The organism is Marimonas arenosa, from assembly GCF_030848945.1.
GTDB lineage: Bacteria > Pseudomonadota > Alphaproteobacteria > Rhodobacterales > Rhodobacteraceae > Marimonas > Marimonas arenosa.
The window spans coordinates 662570-683654 of sequence record NZ_JANHAX010000002.1 but is presented as its reverse complement, the minus strand read 5'-3'; the positions used below and the strand labels follow the sequence as shown (position 1 = coordinate 683654).

General features: G+C 65.3%; 23 protein-coding genes, 1 tRNA gene and 1 pseudogene. 15 read left to right on the top strand and 10 right to left on the bottom strand.

Features of this window, described 5'->3' with window-relative positions:
• From NO357_RS09545 to NO357_RS09530, 4 genes are all read left to right on the top strand, one after another.
• Positions 1–3234, top strand: a complete 3234-nt coding sequence (locus NO357_RS09545) for an efflux RND transporter permease subunit (RefSeq protein ID WP_306735413.1) — start codon at positions 1–3, stop codon at positions 3232–3234.
• Between the two features lie 377 nt (positions 3235–3611).
• Positions 3612–5177: an AMP-binding protein gene (locus NO357_RS09540; protein ID WP_306735412.1), complete on the top strand. Its 1566-nt coding sequence runs from the start codon at positions 3612–3614 to the stop codon at positions 5175–5177.
• 20 nt (positions 5178–5197) lie between these two features.
• A complete protein-coding gene (locus NO357_RS09535) occupies positions 5198–6352 on the top strand; it encodes an NADH:flavin oxidoreductase/NADH oxidase (protein WP_306735411.1) in 1155 nt (384 codons plus the stop codon).
• A gap of 113 nt (positions 6353–6465) precedes the next feature.
• On the top strand, positions 6466–7551 hold the full coding sequence (locus tag NO357_RS09530) for a hypothetical protein (RefSeq protein ID WP_306735410.1): 1086 nt from the start codon (positions 6466–6468) through the stop codon (positions 7549–7551).
• Between the two features lie 47 nt (positions 7552–7598).
• Here NO357_RS09530 and NO357_RS09525 read toward each other — a convergent pair.
• Positions 7599–7673 (bottom strand) — tRNA-Thr (locus NO357_RS09525).
• Positions 7674–7770: 97 nt separating this feature from the next.
• On the opposite strand from NO357_RS09525, the gene NO357_RS09520 reads away from it, so the two are divergent.
• The 3 genes from NO357_RS09520 to NO357_RS09510 are packed head-to-tail and all read left to right on the top strand — an operon-like array spanning position 7771 to position 9654.
• Entirely contained in the window at positions 7771–7917 is a 147-nt protein-coding gene (locus NO357_RS09520; protein WP_306735409.1) for a hypothetical protein, read from the top strand.
• A 4-nt stretch (positions 7918–7921) separates the two neighbouring features.
• Positions 7922–9190, top strand: coding sequence for a UDP-N-acetylglucosamine 1-carboxyvinyltransferase (gene murA / locus NO357_RS09515; RefSeq protein ID WP_306735408.1), 1269 nt, complete (start codon positions 7922–7924; stop codon positions 9188–9190).
• Positions 9187–9654, top strand: a complete 468-nt coding sequence (locus NO357_RS09510; RefSeq protein WP_306735407.1) for a DUF2948 family protein — start codon at positions 9187–9189, stop codon at positions 9652–9654. The genes murA and NO357_RS09510 overlap by 4 nt, the downstream gene beginning before the upstream one ends.
• Positions 9655–9871: 217 nt before the next feature.
• Here NO357_RS09510 and NO357_RS09505 read toward each other — a convergent pair whose 3' ends face one another.
• Positions 9872–10450 (bottom strand): hypothetical protein, encoded by a 579-nt coding sequence (locus NO357_RS09505; protein WP_306735406.1) that lies wholly within the window; start codon positions 10448–10450, stop codon positions 9872–9874.
• Positions 10451–10731: 281 nt separating this feature from the next.
• On the opposite strand from NO357_RS09505, the gene NO357_RS09500 reads away from it, so the two are divergent.
• Complete coding sequence (locus NO357_RS09500) at positions 10732–10953, top strand: hypothetical protein (RefSeq protein ID WP_306735405.1); 222 nt, start codon at positions 10732–10734, stop codon at positions 10951–10953.
• 341 nt (positions 10954–11294) lie between these two features.
• Positions 11295–11642, top strand: coding sequence for a ZIP family metal transporter (locus tag NO357_RS09495; RefSeq protein ID WP_306735404.1), 348 nt, complete (start codon positions 11295–11297; stop codon positions 11640–11642).
• Here the strand turns inward: NO357_RS09495 and NO357_RS09490 are convergent.
• A complete protein-coding gene (locus NO357_RS09490; RefSeq protein WP_306735403.1) occupies positions 11624–13558 on the bottom strand; it encodes an AsmA family protein in 1935 nt (644 codons plus the stop codon). The genes NO357_RS09495 and NO357_RS09490 overlap by 19 nt on opposite strands.
• 326 nt (positions 13559–13884) lie before the next feature.
• Between NO357_RS09490 and rimO the strand changes: the two genes are divergently transcribed.
• Positions 13885–15255, top strand: a complete 1371-nt coding sequence (gene rimO / locus NO357_RS09485; protein ID WP_306735402.1) for a 30S ribosomal protein S12 methylthiotransferase RimO — start codon at positions 13885–13887, stop codon at positions 15253–15255.
• Between the two features lie 199 nt (positions 15256–15454).
• On the opposite strand, the gene lfb1 is transcribed toward rimO, so the two are convergent.
• Positions 15455–15799 (bottom strand): LIC10280 family protein, encoded by a 345-nt coding sequence (gene lfb1 / locus NO357_RS09480; protein ID WP_306735401.1) that lies wholly within the window; start codon positions 15797–15799, stop codon positions 15455–15457.
• Between the two features lie 57 nt (positions 15800–15856).
• On the opposite strand from lfb1, the pseudogene NO357_RS09475 reads away from it, so the two are divergent.
• Both NO357_RS09475 and NO357_RS09470 read left to right on the top strand, forming a co-directional pair.
• Positions 15857–16177 (top strand): annotated as a pseudogene (locus NO357_RS09475) (DUF1330 domain-containing protein).
• Positions 16178–16278: 101 nt separating this feature from the next.
• Positions 16279–16521 (top strand): CDGSH iron-sulfur domain-containing protein, encoded by a 243-nt coding sequence (locus NO357_RS09470; RefSeq protein ID WP_306735400.1) that lies wholly within the window; start codon positions 16279–16281, stop codon positions 16519–16521.
• Between the two features lie 183 nt (positions 16522–16704).
• Here NO357_RS09470 and NO357_RS09465 read toward each other — a convergent pair whose 3' ends face one another.
• The 4 genes from NO357_RS09465 to NO357_RS09450 all read right to left on the bottom strand — a co-directional run bounded on the left by NO357_RS09465 (position 16705) and on the right by NO357_RS09450 (position 18109).
• Complete coding sequence (locus NO357_RS09465; RefSeq protein ID WP_306735399.1) at positions 16705–17067, bottom strand: diacylglycerol kinase; 363 nt, start codon at positions 17065–17067, stop codon at positions 16705–16707.
• A 66-nt stretch (positions 17068–17133) separates the two neighbouring features.
• A complete protein-coding gene (locus NO357_RS09460; protein WP_306735397.1) occupies positions 17134–17397 on the bottom strand; it encodes a DUF6455 family protein in 264 nt (87 codons plus the stop codon).
• Positions 17384–17680 (bottom strand): DUF6455 family protein, encoded by a 297-nt coding sequence (locus NO357_RS09455; RefSeq protein ID WP_306735396.1) that lies wholly within the window; start codon positions 17678–17680, stop codon positions 17384–17386. Before NO357_RS09455 ends, NO357_RS09460 begins: the two co-directional genes overlap by 14 nt.
• A 63-nt stretch (positions 17681–17743) precedes the next feature.
• On the bottom strand, positions 17744–18109 hold the full coding sequence (locus NO357_RS09450; protein WP_306735395.1) for a YigZ family protein: 366 nt from the start codon (positions 18107–18109) through the stop codon (positions 17744–17746).
• A gap of 94 nt (positions 18110–18203) precedes the next feature.
• Here NO357_RS09450 and NO357_RS09445 point away from each other — a divergent pair, with 94 nt between their 5' ends.
• Positions 18204–18464 carry a CBU_0592 family membrane protein gene (locus NO357_RS09445; protein WP_306735394.1) on the top strand — a complete coding sequence of 87 codons (261 nt, stop codon included), beginning with the start codon at positions 18204–18206 and terminating at the stop codon, positions 18462–18464.
• An 11-nt stretch (positions 18465–18475) separates the two neighbouring features.
• Here NO357_RS09445 and NO357_RS09440 read toward each other — a convergent pair whose 3' ends face one another.
• On the bottom strand, positions 18476–19186 hold the full coding sequence (locus NO357_RS09440) for a M48 family metallopeptidase (RefSeq protein WP_306735551.1): 711 nt from the start codon (positions 19184–19186) through the stop codon (positions 18476–18478).
• A 113-nt stretch (positions 19187–19299) separates the two neighbouring features.
• On the opposite strand from NO357_RS09440, the gene NO357_RS09435 reads away from it, so the two are divergent.
• Positions 19300–19536: a DUF8831 family protein gene (locus tag NO357_RS09435; protein WP_306735393.1), complete on the top strand. Its 237-nt coding sequence runs from the start codon at positions 19300–19302 to the stop codon at positions 19534–19536.
• A 43-nt stretch (positions 19537–19579) separates the two neighbouring features.
• On the opposite strand, the gene NO357_RS09430 is transcribed toward NO357_RS09435, so the two are convergent.
• Complete coding sequence (locus tag NO357_RS09430) at positions 19580–19834, bottom strand: DUF167 domain-containing protein (RefSeq protein WP_306735392.1); 255 nt, start codon at positions 19832–19834, stop codon at positions 19580–19582.
• Positions 19835–19920: 86 nt separating this feature from the next.
• Here NO357_RS09430 and NO357_RS09425 point away from each other — a divergent pair, with 86 nt between their 5' ends.
• Positions 19921–21027: a histone deacetylase-like amidohydrolase gene (locus NO357_RS09425; protein WP_306735390.1), complete on the top strand. Its 1107-nt coding sequence runs from the start codon at positions 19921–19923 to the stop codon at positions 21025–21027.
• Positions 21028–21085 lie beyond the last annotated feature (58 nt).

Below are 21085 nucleotides of genomic sequence, written 5' to 3'. Positions count from 1 at the left end.
ATGAGCAGCCATAATTCCGACGCGCCCGAGCAGAAATCGCTCGGCATCGCGGGCGGGCTGACCCGCGCCTTCATCCAGTCGCCACTGACCCCGCTGATGATCCTCGCGGCGCTCGCCATGGGCCTTGTCGCGCTGGTCGCGCTGCCGCGCGAAGAAGAGCCGCAGATCTCGGTGCCGCTGGTCGACATCCACATCCAGGCCCCCGGCCTGCGCGCCGAGGACGCGGTGAAGCTGGTGACCGAGCCGATGGAAACCATCGTCAAGGGCATCAACGAGGTCGAGCACGTCTATTCGTCCACGATGGACGACTATGCCATGGTCACCGCCCGCTTCCTCGTGGGTACCTCGGCCGACACTGCCATTCTGCGCGTCCACGATAAGGTCCGCGCCAACATGGACCGCATCCCGGTCGGCATCGACGAACCGCTGATCGTGGGCCGCGGCATCGACGACGTTGCCATCGTCGCACTGACGCTCTCGGCCAAGCCTGGCGAAACCACCGTCAACGCCAACGACATCACCCGCGTCGCCCGCGAGCTTCAGGTCGAGGTTGCCAAGATCACCGATGTCGGCCTCACCTATCTGGTCGGCGACAGCCCCGAAGCGATCCGCATCGCGCCGGACCCCGAGCGGCTGGCGCTCTACGGCGTCACGCTTCAACAGCTCGCCGGCAAGGTCCAGATGGCCAACAAGGCCTTCTCGACCGGCAACGTGCGCGATCAGGGGGGCCAGATCGCGCTGGTCGCCGGGGAAACCTTGCGCGCACCAACCGAAATCGGCAACCTGCTGCTGACCTCGCGCGACGGCCGCCCGGTCTATGTCCGCGACGTGGCCGATGTCTCCTACGTTCCCGACACCTCGGACAAGCTGGTGGCCAACGTGATCCGCGACGGCGACGGCCAGATCCATCGCACCCCGGCGGTGACGCTCGCCATCGCCAAGCGCGCCGGCGCCAACGCCGTGCTGGTGGCCGAGCAGATCCTGCACCGCGTTGCTCAGCTCCAATCCGAGCTGATCCCCGACACGATCCAGCTCGAGGTCACCCGCGATTACGGCGAAACCGCCGACGAAAAGGCCAACGAACTGCTGTTCCACCTCGGCCTCGCCACCGTCTCGATCGTGGCCCTCGTGCTGATTGCGATCGGCTGGCGCGAATCCATCGTGGTTGCCGTGGTGATCCCGGTCACCATCCTTCTGACCCTCTTCGCCGCCAACCTCATGGGCTACACGCTGAACCGCGTGTCGCTCTTTGCGCTGATCTTCTCGATCGGGATCCTGGTCGACGACGCCATCGTGGTGATCGAGAACATAGCTCGCCACTGGGCGATGAAAGACAAGGCATCGCGCGTCGAAAAGGCGATCCGCGCCGTGGCCGAGGTCGGCAACCCGACCATCGTCGCCACCCTCACCGTGGTCGCCGCGCTCTTGCCGATGCTGTTCGTGTCGGGCCTGATGGGCCCCTACATGTCGCCTATTCCCGCGAATGCCTCGGCGGCGATGATCTTTTCCTTCTTCGTCGCGGTGATGATCACGCCGTGGCTGATGCTGAAATTCGCGGGCTCCGCCGACATGTCGGCCCATGCCCACGACGACGAGTATGGCGGCCACCCCGGAGGAGTCCTCGGCAAGGTCTATACCGCCGTCGCCAAACCGCTTCTGCGCACCAAGTCCGGCGCGCTGATCTTCCTGCTGGTCACTGCCGTCGCCTCCTTTGGCTCGCTCGGGCTGCTCTATACCAAGGACGTCACCGTCAAGCTGCTGCCCTTCGACAACAAGTCCGAGCTTTCCGTGGTCATCGACCTGCCCGAAGGTGCGTCGGTCGAGCAGACCGACGCGGTGGCCCAGGCCGTCGCGGCCGAGGTGCTGGAGCTTCCCGAAGTGATCTCGACCCAGACCCATGCCGGCGCCGCGGCACCGTTCAACTTCAACGGGCTGGTGCGCCACTACTACCTGCGCGAACTGCCGCAGATGGGCGACGTGCAGATCAACCTCGCACCCAAGCATCACCGCGAACGCACCAGCCACGAGATCGCGCTCGAAATCCGCGACCGCATCGCCGGGCTGCCGGTGCCCGACGGCACGGTGCTGAAAACGGTCGAACCGCCGCCCGGCCCGCCGGTCATCGCCACGCTGCTGGCCGAGGTCTACGGGCCGGATGCCGAAACCCGCCGCGCCGCGGCCAGCAAGATCCGCGAAGCGTTCGAGGCGGTGCCCTACGTCGTCGACACCGACGACAGCTTCGGCATCCAGCCTCGCCGCCTGCGCGCCAGGATCTCGACCGACCAGCTGGAATTCCACCAGGTGCAGGAATCCGATGTGTTCGACACGCTCGCCGTGCTTAACGGCGGCACGACGGTGGGTTATTCCCATCGCGAAGACGGCCGCCGCCCGATCCCGATCCGGGTCGAACGCGACCGCTCCGACCGCGTGGTCGACGAACGCTTCCTGTCGACCCCGATCCCCGCCAACGTTCTGCCCGGCGCCCGCGGCGTGGTGGAACTCGGCGACGTGATCGAGATCGAGGAAGAGAAAGCCTCCTATCCGATTTTCCGCCACAATGGCCGCTATGCCGAAATGGTCATGGCCGAATTGGCAGGCCAATACGAGGCGCCGCTCTACGGCATGCTCGCCGTGGCCGAGGAGCTCGACAAGATGGAGTGGGAAGACGGCACCAAGCCCACCATCCGCCTCAACGGGCAACCCGAGGACGACAGCGTCGTCACGCTCCTGTGGGACGGCGAATGGGAGGTCACCTGGATCACCTTCCGCGACATGGGCGCGGCCTTCGGCGTGGCGCTGCTGGGCATCTACATCCTGGTGGTGGCCCAGTTCGGCAGCTTCCGCCTGCCGCTGGTGATCCTGACGCCGATCCCGCTCACTTTCCTCGGCATCATCGGCGGCCACTGGTGGCTGGGGGCGCCGTTTTCGGCAACGTCGATGATCGGCTTCATCGCGCTTGCCGGCATCATCGTGCGCAACTCGATCCTGCTGGTCGACTTCATCCGCCACGAGGGCGACGAGAACACGCCGCTGATCGACACCCTGCTGGCCGCCGGCGCGATCCGCTTCAAGCCGATCCTGCTGACGGCCATCGCCGCGATGATCGGCGCCGTGGTTATCCTGGCCGACCCGATCTTCCAGGGCCTCGCGATCTCGCTCCTGTTCGGGCTGCTCAGTTCGACGCTGCTGACCGTGCTGGTGATCCCGGCGATCTACCGCGTGTTCAAGGCCTGATCCCGCCGGCACAGCCGGAACACGGACGCGCGCCCGGCCCCAGCCAAGCCGGGCGCGTGTTGCTTCCGGCACCGTGGTGGCGCAGACCGCCCCGATCCGTCGGTCGGGCCGCCGGATTATCACCCCGCCCTTCCTCTTGCCTGAAATATCCCGGGGGTCCGGGGGCAGCGCCCCCGCGGGCCTTGTCTCTTCAGCCAGACCGACGACCGGGGCACACCCGGGCCGCGCGGGCGGGTGGGCTCGTGCAATGGCGTCCCGTAGACACAACGTCGACAGGGAGCGTGGCCCGGGTGCGGCCATCCGTAAATGACGGCGCGTTCCGCTTGGCAAATCGCACGTTCCCGCCCTAGCCTCCGCGCTCAGGGAGGACCGCCGTCATGACCATCATCAACAGCCCCTATCCGGAGATCGACCTGCGCGAGATCTCGATCACCGACCGCGTGTTCGAGGGCCTCGGCGACGACCCCGACCGCGCCCTGCTGATCGACGGCCCCAGCGGCCGCACGGTGACGGTGGCCCAGTTCGTCCATGCAGTAAAAGCGCTGGCCGGCGGTCTCAACGCGCGCGGCACCGGACAGGGCACGATGATCGCGCTGATGGCGCCCAACCTGCCGGAATACGCCATCGCGTTCCACGGCATCGCCTATGCCGGCGGCACGGTGACGCTGATCAACCCGACCTACACCGCCCACGAGGTCCAGCATCAGCTGCGCGACTCCGGCGCGTCCCTGCTGATCACCATCCCGCATTTTCTCGACACCGCCCGTGCAGCGGCCCAGGACACGGCGGTCAAGGAAATCGCCGTCATCGGCGAGGCCCCCGACGACCTGCTTTCGCTCACCGACCTCATGGGCCCGCCGCAGGACCAGCAGACGCCGGTCGATTTCCGCAATGATGTCGTCGCCCTGCCCTACTCCTCGGGTACCACCGGCCTGCCCAAGGGGGTGATGCTCACCCATTACAACCTCGCCTCCAACATCGACCAGACGCTCGCCACCACCGATACCGAGCCCGGCGAGATGACGGTGGCCTTCCTGCCCTTCTTCCACATCTACGGGCTGGAATGCCTGCTCAACATGGTGCTGGCCGCCGGCGGCGGCCTCGTCACCATGCCGCGTTTCGATCTCGAGCTGTTTCTGCGGCTCTCAGCCGAACACCGCACCCGCCGCATGTATGTCGTGCCTCCGGTGATGATCGCGCTGGCCAAGCACCCGATGGTCGATCAGTTTGATCTTTCGGCCATCGAACAGGTCAATTCCGGCGCGGCACCGCTCGGCGGCGACGTCACCGACACCGTCGCGGCCCGCCTGTCCTGCGTTTCGACACAAGGCTATGGCATGACCGAGCTCTCCCCGGTGTCGCATTCCTCGCCCAAGGATCGCGCCCGCCCGGGCGCCTCGGGCCTCACGGTGGCCAACACCGAATGCCGCGTCATCGATCCCGAAACCGGCCAGGACGTGGCGCCCGGCGCCGAGGGCGAACTCTGGGTGCGCGGCCCCCAGGTGATGAAAGGCTACTGGAAGAACCCGGAGGCCACCGCCGAAACCCTCGATGCCGATGGCTGGCTGCATACCGGCGACATCGTCCGCTTTGACGAAGACGGCTTCATGTACGTCACCGACCGACTCAAGGAGCTGATCAAGTACAAGGGCTTCCAGGTCGCCCCGGCCGAACTCGAAGCGGCGCTGATCACCCATCCGAAGGTCGCCGATGTCGGGGTAATCGGCGTGCCCGACGACGAGGCCGGCGAAATCCCCCTCGCCTTCGTCGTCCCCGCGTCCGCGGCAGAACCGCCGACGCTGGGCGAGTTGCAGGATCATCTCGACGGCGAGTTGTCGCATTACAAGCAGGTCCGCGACCTGCGACTCGTCCCCGAGATCCCCAAGGCCGCCTCGGGCAAAATCCTGCGCCGCGTGCTGCGCCAGCAAGTCGCCAGCGGCTGAACCTCCGCAAAGGAAAACCGATGTCCGAGATACCACTGCTTTTCTCCCCGCTCAGCCTGCGCGGCATCACCTTGCGCAACCGCGTCGTGATCCCGCCGATGTGCCAGTACACCGCCCACGACGGCCATCTCGAAGACTGGCACCTCGTTCATCTCGGCCGCTTCGCCACCGGCGGCGCCGGGCTGATCATCACCGAGGCCACCGCGGTGCAGAAATCTGGCCGCATCACCCATGGCTGCGCCGGGCTCTGGTGCGACAGCCAGATCCCGGGCCACGCTCGGGTGGCGCAGTTCGCGCTGCGCGCCGGCGCCATCCCGGCGGTGCAGCTCGGCCATGCCGGACGCAAATCCGGGATGCAGCGGCCCTGGTTCGGCAACGGCCCGCTGACCGAAGACGACTTCGCCCGTGGCGACATGCCCTGGCCCCCGGTCGGCCCTTCGGCCGACCCGGTCGATGACGGCTGGCCCGTGCCGCAGGCGCTCACCACCGACGACATTGCGCGACTGATCGAGGACTACGCCGCCGCAGCAAAACGGGCGCTGGCTGCAGGCTACAAGATCGTCGAGATCCACGGCGCCCATGGCTATCTGGTGCATTCCTTCCTGTCACCGCTCTCGAACAAGCGCAACGACGCTTATGGCGGCAGCCTGGAAAACCGCATGCGGCTGGCGCTCGAAATCACCGAAGCGGTGCGCGGTGTCTGGCCCGACGATCTGCCACTGTTCTTCCGCACCTCCGCCGTCGACGGCGATCCGCAGGGCTGGTCGCTCGACGACACCGTGGCGCTGGCGCGCGAGTTGGCGGCCCGCGGCGTCGACGTGCTCGACTGTTCCTCGGGCGGTATCGCCGGCCCGGCCACCTCCTCCGCCAGCGGCAAGCGCCAGCCCGGTTTCCAGGTGCCCTATGCCGCCCGGGTGCGGCGCGATCTTGGCATGACCACCATGGCCGTGGGCCTGATCACCCATGCCGAGCAGGCCGAAGCGATCCTAGCGGCGGGTGAAGCCGACCTGATCGCCGTGGGCCGCGAAGCGCTGGTCGATCCTGCCTGGGCCCTGCATGCCGCCCGGGCCCTGGAGCATGACCTGCAATTCGAAACCTACCCCGAGCAATACGGCTGGTGGCTGGAGCGGCGGCAGGCGACGTCCGAATTCTTTCGCCCGGGCGAGCCAGCCTGATCCGGCCACCGCCTCGACCTAAGGCAGCTGGAGATGAACGGGCCGGCCAGTCCATAGGTCAGGTCCAAGCACTTGCCTGTTGCGCGGACCCGCGCCAAGCTTCGAACCAGAACATGCCATCACGACGTCCCCATACGCCTCTGCTCTCAACGGCCTTCTTCGCATTGCTGGCCTTTGCCGCCGCACCGGCACAAACAGAAGACCGCAAGGCGGCGCTGGAAGAATGGGGCGACTCGCTGTGTACCTGGCCGTCCGGGGTGTATGCCTGGACCAGCAAGACACGCACCGACTTCGTACTTCCGGATGAGGACGGACCGTTTTCCGGTACCGGGTCATTTTCCATCACTTTCACCCAGGGCCACCCCGATATCCTTGGCACCAAGACCGGCAGCGCTTCGATTTCCGGGCATGTCCGCAATCAGGAAGACGTGGTGTTCACCACGATCTGGAATGACCCGATCGGCGGGCCGGGAGAACAACTGAGCATCCCGCTGGAACCCGGCGCAACCCGGACGAAATCCTGGAGCGTCACCAATCCGGCCGAGGGCGGGCCATGCAGTTTCACCCACTCCTGGCGGCTGGTGTTCGAGCGCGAGAAACGGGTCTACGACATCGCCCTCAAAGGCAAGCGGGCGCTGGCAAACCTGCGCACATATCCCGCCTTCGATCCCAAGACCGGAGCATGGCTCGATGTCACACACCGTTTCGGCTTTGCCTTCCGCTACGATTTCACGGTCCGGGTGACGCTCGAACGCCGCAAGAAGGACTGGGTCTTTGTCAACGCCGTTGTCACCCGCGCAGACGCCACCGCCAGCTACGAGCAGGATCCGGAAATCTACCGCGTTGTCTCAAGCCGCTGCACCAATTGCGGCAAGGTCCGGGCGCTCGCAGGCACCTCGCTTGGCGGCAGCACGACAGGACAGTCCGTCCAGCTGTCGTGGCCCTCTGCCCTGATCCCATCGGCCACGGTCAGTGCCGTCTTCGCCTACCAGTGCGCAGAAGGCGAGGGCCAGGCCACGTGCGAGCGTAACAGAACCGAAACCAGCAGCTATTTCGACCAGGATACCGACTTCTTCAATCGGGCGCGCGGCCACGACATCCCGCTGCAGGACCTGCCGCCGCCATTCTCCGAGTCGAGCCGGACGGAGATCCATTCCAAGACGATCATCCACGACTATCGCGTGCGGCGGGTCGAATAGGCGACAGCGGTCAAGCTCGTAACGGAGGACAAAATCAGGCGGAGAAATGGTGCTGCTGGACAGGATTGAACTGTCGACCTCTCCCTTACCAAGGGAGTGCTCTACCACTGAGCTACAGCAGCAGCCTGCGCTAATCGCGTGGGCGGCTGATTAGACGCAAACGCCGCGCGGCGCAAGGGCAATCTGGACTGTTTTTTGCGGCTCCTTTAAGAGGTGAGCATGAGCAGCAAGACACCCGCGAAACCACCAAACGACCGCGACGCGCGCCTCAAGGCCGCGCTCAAGGCCAACATGGCGCGGCGCAAGGCCCAGGCCAAGGCGCGCCAGGCGGTCAAGCCGGGTGACAAAGACCAAAAGGACGCGTGAGCCCATGGACCAGATCATCGTCACCGGCAACGGTGAACTCAGGGGCGAGATACCCATCGCCGGCGCCAAGAACGCCTGCCTCACACTGATGCCGGCCACGCTGCTCAGCGAAGAGCCGCTGACGCTGACCAACGCGCCGCGGCTGTCGGACATCAAGACGATGACCCAGCTGCTGCAATCGCTGGGCGCCGAGGTCACCACCATGCAGGACGGCCAGGTGCTGGCAATGTCCAGCCACGACCTCACCAGCCACGTCGCCGACTACGACATCGTCCGCAAGATGCGGGCTTCGAACCTCGTTCTGGGTCCGATGCTGGCCCGGCTCGGTCACGCGGTGGTGTCTCTGCCCGGCGGCTGCGCCATCGGCGCGCGACCGATGGACCTGCACATCCACGGGCTCGAAGCGCTTGGCGCCGAGATCGAACTCAAGGACGGCTACCTGCATGCCAAGGCGCCAGGCGGGCTCAAGGGCGCCACGGTCGAGTTCTCCTTCGCCTCCGTCGGCGCCACCGAGAACGTGCTGATGGCGGCGACGCTGGCCAAGGGGACCACCGTCCTGAAAAATGCCGCGCGCGAGCCCGAAATCGTCGACCTCGCCGCCTGCCTGCGCGAGATGGGCGCGCAAATCGACGGCGACGGCACCTCGACCATCACCATCCAGGGCGTCGACCGGCTCTCCGGTGCCACCCACCCGGTCGTCACCGACCGGATCGAACTGGGCACCTACATGCTCGCCCCCGCCATCGCCGGCGGCGAGGTCGAATGCCTGGGCGGCAAGCTCGATCTGGTGCGTAGCTTCGTCGAGAAACTCGATGAAGCCGGTATCGAGGTGACCGAGACCGACCGCGGCCTCAAGGTCTGTCGCAAGAATGGCCGGGTCAAGGCCGTCAACGTCACCACCGCGCCCTTCCCCGGCTTCCCGACCGACCTGCAAGCACAGATGATGGCGTTGCTCTGCACCGCGCAAGGCACCTCGGTGCTGGAAGAGAAGATCTTTGAAAACCGCTTCATGCACGCGCCCGAGCTTGTGCGCATGGGCGCCCGGATCGAGGTCCACGGCGGCACCGCCACCGTGCACGGTGTCGAACGGCTCAAGGGCGCGCCGGTGATGGCCACCGATCTGCGCGCCTCCGTTTCACTCATCCTCGCCGGCCTCGCCGCCGAAGGCGAAACCGTGGTCTCCCGCGTCTATCATCTTGATCGCGGCTACGAGCACGTGGTGCGCAAGCTCGAGGGCGTCGGCGCGAAAATCGAACGGGTGCGCGAAAAATGACCGACGCTAGCTTCACAGAAGGCCACGAGAGCCCACTCAACATCGGCGCGCTCGACGCCGAGGATCTCAAGGTGATCTCGACACTGACACAGGACGCGGTCTTCCCGATCACCGAGATGCGCTGGCAGCCGCGCAAACGCCGCTTCGCGCTGCTGCTCAACCGCTTCCGCTGGGAGGACCCGGGCCGCGGCCGCCACGCGCCCGAGCGGGTGCGGTCGCTGCTGGTCTTCGACAACGTGCTTGGCGTCGCCAGCCAGGGGATCGACCGGGCCGACACCGACCTGATCCTGTCGTTGCTCTCGGTCGAGTGGCAGCCGGGCGAGGACGCCGCCGGCCAGATCCTGCTCACGCTGGCCGGCGACGGGGCGTTGCGGCTGCGGGCCGAAGCGCTCGAGGCCCGGTTGCGCGACGTAACCCGCCCCTATGTCGCGCCCTCGAAACGGGCCCCCGAACATCCCGAGTAACCTCCGCACCCCGGTCTCCGAGTTTGTGCAGGATGGCCCGTCGCGGCGATCGGACGTTCACGCCCCGCGAACCGAATATCGGTTTCGAGCCCGGAACAGTCGTTCGATCCAGGCGCAAGAACGGATGTTCTTGGCCCAATGCACGTTGTGCGCCGCGCTCACAGCGAAACGTGTGGCGCATAGAAGAACGCTAACTCTATTTCGGCGCTTGCGTCACTTATTCACTCCAGCCATGAACATGCACATCTCGTCCCGAGTGACCTGTCATGATCTTGACGGCGAGTTCCTCACGCTCCTTGTCTCGACAGCGCACCCACATCAGGATCCCGCCGTGCTGGATCTGGTCAGCGTAGTAATCCTTGTGGTGCTTTCCGACGCGGCCGGCGAGAATCGTCCCCAAGACAGCCGCCGGGCCTCCACCAATCGCTATTGCGGCGATTGAAGCGGCGAGAGTGCTGACAGGCGTGAGCATCGCTGCCATTGCGATGTAGGATCCCACAAAGAAAAAGCCACCTGCGATGGCCCCCTCGAGTTCTCCAATCGCTTCTTCGGACACAAAATGGGCTCGGGGTGCTCTCGGATCGTCCTCAAGATCCTCCGCGCGCCAATAAGCTTTGCCGAGTTTCTCTTCCAAGGCCTCCTTGCTGCCCAGGAGGCTGATGTCCGAATGATGGAAACCGACCGCGCGGAGATCGTAGAAGGCAGACTGCTGGGCTTCGAAACTATCGAACACGCCGACGGCTTCCGGTACGTTGATAATGGTCGTTTTTTCTCTTTCCGTTTCTTTGTGTACCATTATTCAGGTCTCCTTTCTCGCTTGATCAACAGAGCGCTCGTTATCCTTCGTCAGCTGAAAAACACGCAGATGGATTGTACCGCATTGACAGGAGAGTGCAGACTAGCGCCGCAATATTTTTTATTCCAAGTTTCAGTCTTGCCGCTTTGATTTCCGTCAATGCGAGAATGCGGTCTTCTCTCTATTGGAGGAAAGGCGATTGTTAATCCATCATAGCGGCGGTGCACGAGGCGAGGTTTTCACCTCAGCACTTTTGACCAACGTCTTTAGGGAGCAAGTGGATGACCCATATCACGCAAGAAAGTTTAAGAGCTATCCTTGGCGAGGTCGACGCAAAGATCATTGCGGCCGTTCAGGCGACTGGCGCCAGCATGAAGGATGTCGAGGAAGCTAAGGCTATCGCTGATGGGCGCAGCGACATTGTGGGATCCGGCGAGCAGGCCCTGTCCGGTCCTTTGAAGCAGGTATTGACCATCCTAGGAGGTGCGCCTGATGATGATTGATGGCCACGTGCAACGCGCGCTTCTCGATCCTTCCTCTGTTTGCGAAACTCCGATGTAGGTCTTGTCGGACCAACTTCCGACGAAAGAGCAGAAGTCCGGAATGCCGCGCCGCTGGGTTTTCGATACCTGCGAAAACAGTGTAGCGGACGACGAGTGGACGGTGGCCCAAAATGGGAAGATCCTTCGAGAAATCGTCTTGGCTCTAAAGTCGCTTGTCGGAATGTTGGACAGCGACGGGACACCGCCGACGAAACAAGGCGGCCTAGATCGCAAGGCGGTGTCTGCGGGCTCTGACGAGAAATGACTGTCAATTTCTCTGGTTCACAGTTTTGAGCGGGCTGGTGGACACCCATTTCTGGACATCCTTTCTAGCCAGCCTGCTCGCTGCCCGGGTGACAACAGTCGGCCTCCTCGTCATGCGCCGGTTTGAGGAATTGGCGCGCGCGAACACCACGTATTTTTCCTGTTTTGCGGCAGGTGTCCTGATTTCGGTCTCGTTCCTTCATATCATCCCCGAGGCTTTCGAGATGGCGAAGGCGGCACCGGTTTGGCTGCTGTCAGGCTACGTGGCAATGCACCTTCTGAACCGGATTCTCATCGCTTTCGTATGTGACAAGCCCGGGACGGCAGATTTTCCGATGGGTCTGCTTCCGCTCCTTGGACTTCCACCCTATTCCAAAAGCTTCTGAAGCCCTTTCAACAGTTCTTCTTCGGCTTTCTGCTTGATGGCATCCTCCAGGCTCTGGCCTTCCTGGGTTTCGACGCCCAGCTCCTTCTCCAGTTTCTCCTGCACCGCCGCCTTGGCCTTGTCCTCGAGCGCCTTCTTCTCTTCGGCGAGATTCAGGTCGACCGCCGCCCCCATGTCCGGTGTGTAGCGCGGATGACTCCACGGTCCACGGATCCGCACCGGCACGGCCAGCCCCTTGCCGCCACGGGCCTTCAACGCCACCGGGATCAGCAGGTAATCGATGTCGCGCGCGCCCAGCCCCACCCGACCCTTGCCGGTCGCCTCTATATTGGGCAGCACCATCTTCAGGTCGTCATTGCGCAAGTTGCCGCCGTCCAGGGTGAACGTCGCCGTGAGCGTGTCAAAGATCGTGGTGCCGCTCGTGACTTCACCCGAGCGCATCAGACGGTCGAGGTCGATACCGCTGATCCGACCGGTTTCCATCTGCATCCGGCCGTCGCCTCTGAGACTGTCCATGATCGCCTGGACCGACTTGCCGACCCCGAGGAAATTCACCGCGCCCCCGAACCTGCCGGACAAGCGGGTGATGCCGGCGGTGTCGCTCAGCATCGCCTCGGCATCGACCTGACGCATGGTCAGCTTGCCGCCCACCGACAACCCGCTGCGATTGTTGATCACGAACTCGCCCCCCAGCGTGCCGCCATAGGCCGCCACCTGAGTCAGCGCGAACACCGCCCGGCTGCGCTCGAGTGTGATGCCGATGTCGCTCGGCCCCGCCCGGAACCCGTCGAAGGTGGCCGAGTCCAGCGTGAGCCGCGCCTGACCATCGAGCAGCCCCAGGATGCCGGCATCGATCGGATCGGGCGACCACCCCCCCTGACCCTGAGCGGCCCCGCCGCCATCACCCTGCGGCCGGGTAAAGTCCAGCTCCCCAGCGCTGATACGGGCGGTTACATAGGGCGTGTCGCGGCCGAAATCGACATCCATGTCGGTCGTCAGCCGGTTGTGATCGAGCCTCGCCTGGAAGTCCCGCAACGCCAGTTTGCGCCCCCCGGTCACGACGATCTTGCCGCCGCCCGTCAGCTGCTGACCCAGACCGCGTCCCGGCGCGACTCCGGGGACTCCCAGCGCCGCGGCAAAGGCGGCGGTCCGCGGCAGCTCGGCGTTGATCTCGCCGGCCAGTTCGCCGCCGATATTGGCCCGCCCGACGAACCGCAGTTCGCCCTGCGCCGCCGACAGCGTCGCCTCGATCGGCACGGTCCCGCCCTCCACGAACGGTCTCAGACCATCGATCCGGCTCGTGACCACGACCGGCGCACCAGCGCTTTTTCCCTCGCCGGTGACAAACCCCAGCGTCAGCGTCGCACGGCCCCGCAGGTCGGTGGCGGAGAGGCTGGCGTTGACCGCGCTGTAGACGCGCAACTTGCCGGTGACGCCGTCGGCATAGGTCACCTTGCCATTGCGCAACTCCAGCTTGTCGATTCCCTGCACCGCTTTCTCGGACGCGCCGCCGCCGTCCGCCGATGCGTCCCCGCGTTTCGTGTCCCAGTTGGCCCGCCCGTCGCGGGACCGTTCCAGCAACAGAACCGGCGCATCGAGCTCCACCGACTTCACCCGGATCTCGCCGCGCAAAAGCGGCAGGGTTTCGACCGCGATCAAAAGTCCCTCGGCCGTCAGCATCGGCCCGCTGTCGGACCACTCGGCGTTGGCCACCGTCACCGCGCCGGTACGCACCCGCAGCGTCGGCAGCAGGCTGATCTCGGCCTTGCCGTCCAGCCGCACATCGCGTCCCAGCGCCTGGCGGATCTGTTCCAGCGCCACGCCGGCGATCTTCTCGCCCGGCAGCAGCAGAACAAGCCCCAACAACAGGACCGCCGCTACAACCAACGCCATTGCCATTCTGATGATCCAGCGCATGAGTGCCCCCTTGCCTGCGCCCCCGGGCGGTCTGGTCCGCCCGGGCCCCGGGGTGGGGGCCGAGGCGCCGCGGAAAACGCGGGCCTTTCGCCCCGCACCGCGCGAGACGGACAGGCGAACAACCGCAACAATCCCTGCTGACGCGCTCATACCCGGAATGCGGATCGGGTTTCCAGTCAAACTTGAACCGCCGCCGGTCCCCCCGCCCCGATATCGCCCCGCGTTGCAGACCCGCGTCGCAATGCACATGTTCCCGGACAGGACACGCCGGCACGCCGGCACGCCGCCTCTTTCCCGCGCCCCCAATCCCGGTTATCACCCGCGCCATGACCAATCCGCCCGATCTCCGACCCGACCTCGCCCACGCGCGGCTCTCCGATGCGCGTCGCCCCGGCCAGCCCACCATCGGCATGGTCTCGCTCGGCTGCCCCAAGGCGCTGGTCGACAGCGAACGCATCCTCACCCGGCTCCGGGCCGAGGGCTACGGCATCTCGCCCGATTATGCCGGCGCCGACGCGGTGATCGTCAACACCTGCGGTTTCCTCGATAGCGCCAAGTCGGAAAGCCTCGACGCCATCGGAGAGGCCCTCACTGAAAACGGTAAGGTCATCGTCACCGGCTGCCTCGGGGCCGAGCCCGACTACATCACCGGGGCGCATCCCCGCGTCCTCGCCGTCACCGGCCCGCACCAGTATGAACAGGTGCTCGAGGCGGTGCACGCCGCCGTGCCGCCCGACCCAGACCCGTTCATCGACCTGCTGCCGGCCTCGGGCGTCAAGCTCACCCCGCGGCATTACAGCTATCTCAAGATTTCGGAAGGCTGCAATCACCACTGCAAATTCTGCATCATCCCGGCGATGCGCGGGCGGCTGGTCTCGCGCCCGCACCGCGCTGTGCTGCGCGAGGCCGAAAAATTGGTGGAGAGCGGCGTCCGGGAACTTCTGGTCATCTCGCAGGACACGTCCGCCTATGGCATCGACTGGCCGCGCGACGACCGGCCTGCGGGCGAACAGCCGATCACCGCGCTGGCCCGCGACCTCGGCAGCTTGGGCGCCTGGGTCCGGCTGCACTACGTCTATCCCTACCCGCATGTGCGCGAGCTGATCCCGCTGATGGCCGAGGGGCTGATCCTGCCCTATCTCGACGTGCCCTTCCAGCACGCCCATCCCGACACGCTGAGGCGCATGGCCCGCCCGGCGGCGGCGGAAAAGACCCTCGACCGGATCGCCGAATGGCGCGACATCTGCCCCGACATCACCCTGCGCTCGACCTTCATCGTCGGTTATCCCGGCGAAACCGAGGAAGAATTCCAGACTTTGCTCGACTGGCTCGACGAGGCCCAGCTCGACCGGGTCGGCTGCTTCCAGTACGAAAACGTCGCCGGCGCCGCCTCCAACGCTTTACCCGACCACGTCCCCGAAGAGGTCAAGCAGGAGCGTTGGGAACGGTTCATGGAAAAGGCCCAGACGATTTCCGAGGCCAAGCTGGCGGCGAAAGTCGGCCAGACTCTCGACGTCATCATCGACGACATCGACGATGACGGCATCGCCACCTGCCGGACAAAAGCGGATGCGCCCGAAATCGACGGCAATCTGTTCATCGACGAGGGCACCGAGGGGCTGTCAGTCGGGGAAATCGTCACCGTCGAGGTCGACGAGGCGGGGGAATATGATTTGTGGGGACGGCTCCCCGCCTGAACCCCGGGCAGCGTCCGACCCGGCGGGGCGGTTCCGAACCGCGCGCTTCGGCGCAGATGCGATACCCGCCGAAACATTCCCAACGCCGAATAAGCGCCCGCCCCGTGGGGGGCGGGTCGGGCGCTGCCCGGCGTGCCGCCGCGCGACCGGTCTGTTCAAGAGTTACCCCGACGGGCGCGTTTTCAACCCACCAAACGCCTCACTTCACCGCCCGCTCCAGCGCCTTGCCGTCCGCCCAGGTGCCGTACATCTTGCCCCCCGGCATGATCACGTAAACCACCGGCGTGTCGGCGCCCCAGTCCACGGTCACCACCCGGCCGTCGCGGGTGCCGACCCCGGCATAGCTCTGCTTGGCGACGATCCAGGCAAACGCCACCGCCCCGCCGGTGCTTTCCACCACGGTCAGCTGGCCGGTATAGGCCGAGCCGTCCGGGTTGCGCCCCTCGACGCGGTAGGTGCCGGAAATGTCCGACGGTATCTCCTGCGCCATCACCGGTGCGGCAAACAGTAACGGCAATGCCAGAACCAGCCTGCGTGCAATCATCCCTTGTCCCTCCTCCGGAAACCTGTTGCGCAACAAACGCATCCCCTTGCGGCTTTCATGCTACGCTTCCCGAAGCCAAAGGAGAACCCCATGCCCGCTTACCTGATCTACGACGTCGAAATTCACGATCCCGAACCCTATGCGGAATTCATGAAACGGGTGAAACCCGTGGTCGAGCAGATGGGCGGCAGATAGCTCGCCCGCGGCGGTGCGCACGAAGTCCTCGAAGGCGACTGGCAGCCGACCCGCATCGTCCTGTTCGAGTTTCCCGACATGGACAGCGCCCGTGCGCTGTTCAAATCCGACGCCTACGCCCCGCTCAAGGAGCTGCGCCGGTCCTGCTCCACCGGCCACGTGGTGATCGTGGACGGCATCTGAGCACATCCCCCCTGCAACCGCGCGCAGATCACCGCATTGACCTTCCTCCTGCTCCGCGCCACCTTGGCCGCCACCACGCCGAACCCTAGGAGACGCACCCAATGACCGACACCCCCGAGATCGCCCAGAAAGCCCCCTTTGCCGTCGAGGTCGAAGAAGGCAAGAACTACTTCTGGTGCGCCTGCGGCAAGTCCAAGAAGCAGCCGTTCTGCGACGGCAGCCACAAGGACACCGGCTTCTCGCCGATCAAGTATACCGCCGAGACCTCGAAGAAGGTTTTCTTCTGCGGCTGCAAGCACTCGTCGAAGGCACCGCTTTGCGACGGCAGCCATTCCAAGCTCTGAGCCCGTCGCGCCCCGGCCCGGTCGATCTTTCCGGCACCGGGGCCTGCACGCCGCACCGGACGCCGTGTTAACCCCGCGCCTTGCCAAATCCTTGCGCCACCGGGCGCCAGACGGGCTGCCAGCCGGATTGCCAGCCGGGTGGCCAGACCGCCGTTTTGCCCCGTGCGGTGGCGGTAACCCGGGTTACCAGGGAATGAACTGGGTCAATACCACCAGCCAGGCGGTGCCGGCGGCGAGCGAGGACAGGAAGACCCCGGCACTGGCCGCGTCCTTGGCCTTCTCGGCCAACGGATGGGTCTCTTCCGAGATGTAGTCGACGGTGTGTTCGACCGCCGTGTTAAGCAGTTCGAACGCCAGGACCAGTACGCCCAGCGACAGGATAAGCGCCTGCTCCGCTAGGGAAATCGGCAAGATCAGCGCCAAGGCGGCTGACACCACGTTGGCCCATACCCAGGAGCGGAACGAGTATTCGCTCTCCCAGGTGCGCCGCACCCCGCGCCAGCTCCAGATGAAGCGCCACTTGAGCCGCTTGAAGAAATACAGCATGCCCGCCCCCTCCTCCGGGACTCAGGCGAAAAGATGTGCGAAATCAAGGACTCGGGCAAGCCCTGCTTACTGCAACCGCTCCAGCACCGTGCGATGCGCGCAGGCCTCGAACGGCGCCGACCGCACCACCGCCTCGGTCGCCAACCAGGCCTGACAACCGGCCACGTGCATACAGCCGCAGCAGGCCGTCACCATCTCCTCATAGTCCTGCGCCGAGATCCTGCCCGTTGCCATCGCCTGGCTCAGGTTCACACCCATAGCGCGCGCGACCGAACGTGTCAGCCAGAAGTGAACAGCCGGATCGCCGAGCGGCATATCATTGTCTTTCATAGGTATTTTCCAGTTCCTCCATGGCCTTGAGCGTGGCAAAAACGGCGCGGTTGGGACACCCCCCCGGCCATTTCTCCGCCGCCTGTTTCGCGCCCTCGCCGCGAGCGAGATAGCGCCGGCAGCCCCCCGTCCAGTCGCACTCCCGGCACCGCTGCACCACCTTGGCCCAGTCGGATTGGTCCAAGTCGCCACGAGCCATCGCCTGCGCCAGGTCCAGCGCGTGCTGGCCCGCCATTCGCTTCGCCAGCCAAAAATGCTGCCGCGTGCCTCCCAATGGTTTCAACGGCTTCTCCTCCGCAGATAAGCGAAATTTACGGGTCCCATCCAGCACCGTCCTTGACCCTGATCAAGCCGGCCCGCCCGGCTGCGTGTCGATATAGGCGCGCACGCAATCCTGCACCCGCCGGAACCGATCACCGCCCAGCTTGGTGCCGCCATACCAGCGGGTCACCACGATCACGTGATCCCGCAGCCCCGCCCGCTCGAGCATCCGCAGGATCACCATCCCCGCCCCGCTTTCGCCATCGTCGCCCTTGAGCGGCGTGCCATCCGACAGCAGAACGCCCCAGCTGTTATGCGTGGCCCTGGCGTATTTCCGGTTGCGTTTCAAAGCTTTGAGAAAGTCGTCCACGTCACCGCGGCTGGCCGCAGGCCCGCCGGAGACGGCATATTTCGACCCCCGGTCGCTGACCACGTTCTCGATCTGCCGCATGGTCAGGAATCCCGGACCTGAACCACGTTCAAAACCATGCTATACGATCCCGGCATTCAGACGCTCCGACGATTTCAGCCAAGTGAGTTCCTCCATGACCTTTTCCCTGCCCGATGTCACCCTTTTCGAATGCCTCGGCGTGATCGGATTCGCGCTTTACGTCATGAATTACACGCTGCTGGCCCTTCGCCGCGTGTCGGGCGACTGCATCACCTACTACGTGGTGAACTGCTCCGCGGCCAGCCTCGTGCTGCTCGGCCTGGCGGTCAGCTTCAATCTCGCCGCGGCGCTGATCCAGGGCTTTTGGATCGTGATGTCGCTGACCGGGATCGGCCTGCGTCTGATCCGCCGCTGACGCGGCCCGGCTCAGGTCTGCCCCGCCACCCGGCGCACGGTCTCCAGCCGCCGGTCATTGGGCGGATGGGTGCCCAGAAAGCGATTGCCGGGGTCGGGCAGGCGGGTGAAAAACGCCGCCCCGATCACCGGGTCGTACCCGGCCCGCTTGGTGATCACCGTGCCCAGCGCGTCGGCCTCGAGCTCGAATTCCTTGGAATAGGTCCGCGCGCCGACCGCCGCACCCAGCTCCTGGGCGTTTTCGACCATGCTCGGGCTGGCGCCGGTCAGCTCGGCCAGCCGGGCAAAAGCCTCGGCCCCGATCGCGGCATTCTCTTCCTGGCGGCGCAGGTGCCCGGCAATGTGATGCGCGGTTTCGTGGCCCATCACGAAGGCCAGCTCGTCGGCATTCTGCACCTCGGCGATCAGTGCCAGGGTAAAGGCAATCACCGGCCGCCCCGAATCGTCCTCGAATTGCAGTGCGTTGGGCGGCTGTCCCTGACGATCATCCACCACGATCTGGAAATCGCAATTCGACCGCGGTGCCAGGCGCCGGCATTCCCGTTCAGCGACCGGTTCCACCGTCTCGACCACGCTGACGAACTGCCGGGCGGCCTTCTGCGCCTGCATCCGCGCCGTCAGCCGCGAACTCTGCGCCTCGTGCGGCGTCTTGCCGGGCGGCGGCTGCGTCACCGTCATGCACCCGGCCAATGCCAGCATGGAAACAAGGGCCAGACCTCGCATCATTCCTTTTCCTTGATTTTGACCGGCAAGATAGCACCGACCATGGCCGCCGCCAGCCCCCTCACACCAAGGTGAATGCTTGCGCGCCGGATTTCGCCGGTTAATCTACGGCCATGTTTAGTATCGAACACGAATTTGACGCCACCGTCATCACCCTGGTCGATGAAGGCGCCGCGCCGCTGCAGGAAGACGTGATCGTCAACGCCTTCGCCGAATGCATCACGGTCGAGCAATTCGACCCTCGCACCGACGGGGTTCAGAAGATCACCTTGTCGCTGGCCCAGGTCCGCGACCTCGCGGCCGCGCTCAACCTGCCCGAAGGGGTTTACTCGCTGTCGCCCAAAGCCTGACGGCGTCATGACATCGCTGCCGCCTTGCCTCGGCTGGCGGCCACTAAACCAGACGGAACACCTTGTCCCGGCCGGTCTGCCCCCGCACCAGCTCCAGCCGCGATTTCGGCACCCCCAACGCTTTGGCCAGAAGCTTCTGCACGGCGGCGTTGGCCTTGCCACCCTCCGGCACCACGGTCACGTAGACCCGAATCGCCCCGTCCGCCACGACGACGCTGTTGCGCGCCGCCTTCGGCGTCACGCGCACGGCAATCTCGGCGCCCGGGCGCGCCAGCTCTGACAGGTCTGGATCGGCCATGCCCCTGCCTAGCCGCTGCAACCGGACGGTTGCAATCCCTCCCCGCCCGGGCGCTAATCGGGTCAATGGGAATCGGGGAGAGACCAATGGCAACCGGCTTTTTCTGGGACGAGAAATGCTTCTGGCACGGCGGCGGCGCCTACGCGCTAACCCTGCCACTGGGCGACTTCGTGCAACCGCTGGCCGCCGGCGGGTTACCGGAAAACCCCGAGACCAAGCGGCGGCTGAAAAACCTGATGGCGGTGAGCAGCATCGAGAAAGACTTGGCGATGCAGTCCGCCCTGCCTGCGACCTGGAGCGACATGGCCCGCGTCCATCCCGAATCCTTTCTGACGAAATTCAAGGAAACCTCCGATGCCGGCGGCGGCGAATTGGGCCTCCGGACTCCGTTTCTCAAGGGCGGGTTCGAAATCGCCGCGCTCTCGGCAGGACTGGCCAAGGAAGCGCTGGCCCAGGTGCTCGACGGCACGCTCGACAATGCTTATGCGCTGTCACGACCGCCCGGCCATCATTGCCTGCCCGACTGGCCCAACGGCTTCTGCCTGCTGAACAACATCGCCATCGCCATCGAGGCCGCCATCGCCTCCGGCGCCGCCGCACGCTTCGCCGTCGTCGACTGGGACGTGCACCACGGCAACGGCACCGAGGCGATCTTCTACGACCGTGATGACGTGCTGACGATCTCGATCCACGAAGAACACAACTACCCGCTCGACACCGGTGATCTCACCGATCGCGGCACCGGCGCCGGCGCGGGTTTCAACATGAACATCCCCCTGCCCCCCGGCGCCGGCCACCACACCTATCTCGAGGTGATTGACCGCATCGTCATCCCATCGCTCACCGACTATGCTCCCGACGTGATCGTCGTCGCCTGCGGTTTCGACGCCAGCGCCTTCGATCCGCTGGCGCATATGGTCTGCACCGCCGACACCTACCGCCAGATGACCGCGCGGATGATGGCGGTGGCCGACCGGGTCTGCGACGGCAAGCTCGTGCTGGTTCACGAGGGCGGTTATTCCGAGGCCTATGTCCCGTTTTGCGGTCACGCGGTGCTGGAACAGCTCTCGGGCTCGCCCCACATCGCGCCCGACCCGATGGCCGACACCCTCGCCCAACGTCAGCCCAACGCCCGGCAACAGGCCTTCTTCTCCGATCTGGTCTCCGACATGGCCGACGAACTCGTCGGCTGAACGCGATCCGGCTCCTTCATCTGACCTGAAATATCCCGGGGTCCGGGGCAGCGCCCCG

Coding starts and splice junctions, on each gene's coding strand:
- NO357_RS09545 (WP_306735413.1), top strand. CDS start 1: ATGAGCAGCCATAATTCCGACGCGCCCGAGCAGAAATCGCTCGGCATC.
- NO357_RS09540 (WP_306735412.1), top strand. CDS start 3,612: ATGACCATCATCAACAGCCCCTATCCGGAGATCGACCTGCGCGAGATC.
- NO357_RS09535 (WP_306735411.1), top strand. CDS start 5,198: ATGTCCGAGATACCACTGCTTTTCTCCCCGCTCAGCCTGCGCGGCATC.
- NO357_RS09530 (WP_306735410.1), top strand. CDS start 6,466: ATGCCATCACGACGTCCCCATACGCCTCTGCTCTCAACGGCCTTCTTC.
- NO357_RS09520 (WP_306735409.1), top strand. CDS start 7,771: ATGAGCAGCAAGACACCCGCGAAACCACCAAACGACCGCGACGCGCGC.
- murA (WP_306735408.1), top strand. CDS start 7,922: ATGGACCAGATCATCGTCACCGGCAACGGTGAACTCAGGGGCGAGATA.
- NO357_RS09510 (WP_306735407.1), top strand. CDS start 9,187: ATGACCGACGCTAGCTTCACAGAAGGCCACGAGAGCCCACTCAACATC.
- NO357_RS09505 (WP_306735406.1), bottom strand. CDS start 10,450: ATGGTACACAAAGAAACGGAAAGAGAAAAAACGACCATTATCAACGTA.
- NO357_RS09500 (WP_306735405.1), top strand. CDS start 10,732: ATGACCCATATCACGCAAGAAAGTTTAAGAGCTATCCTTGGCGAGGTC.
- NO357_RS09490 (WP_306735403.1), bottom strand. CDS start 13,558: ATGCGCTGGATCATCAGAATGGCAATGGCGTTGGTTGTAGCGGCGGTC.
- rimO (WP_306735402.1), top strand. CDS start 13,885: ATGACCAATCCGCCCGATCTCCGACCCGACCTCGCCCACGCGCGGCTC.
- lfb1 (WP_306735401.1), bottom strand. CDS start 15,799: ATGATTGCACGCAGGCTGGTTCTGGCATTGCCGTTACTGTTTGCCGCA.
- NO357_RS09470 (WP_306735400.1), top strand. CDS start 16,279: ATGACCGACACCCCCGAGATCGCCCAGAAAGCCCCCTTTGCCGTCGAG.
- NO357_RS09465 (WP_306735399.1), bottom strand. CDS start 17,067: ATGCTGTATTTCTTCAAGCGGCTCAAGTGGCGCTTCATCTGGAGCTGG.
- NO357_RS09460 (WP_306735397.1), bottom strand. CDS start 17,397: ATGAAAGACAATGATATGCCGCTCGGCGATCCGGCTGTTCACTTCTGG.
- NO357_RS09450 (WP_306735395.1), bottom strand. CDS start 18,109: ATGCGGCAGATCGAGAACGTGGTCAGCGACCGGGGGTCGAAATATGCC.
- NO357_RS09445 (WP_306735394.1), top strand. CDS start 18,204: ATGACCTTTTCCCTGCCCGATGTCACCCTTTTCGAATGCCTCGGCGTG.
- NO357_RS09440 (WP_306735551.1), bottom strand. CDS start 19,186: ATGCGAGGTCTGGCCCTTGTTTCCATGCTGGCATTGGCCGGGTGCATG.
- NO357_RS09435 (WP_306735393.1), top strand. CDS start 19,300: ATGTTTAGTATCGAACACGAATTTGACGCCACCGTCATCACCCTGGTC.
- NO357_RS09430 (WP_306735392.1), bottom strand. CDS start 19,834: ATGGCCGATCCAGACCTGTCAGAGCTGGCGCGCCCGGGCGCCGAGATT.
- NO357_RS09425 (WP_306735390.1), top strand. CDS start 19,921: ATGGCAACCGGCTTTTTCTGGGACGAGAAATGCTTCTGGCACGGCGGC.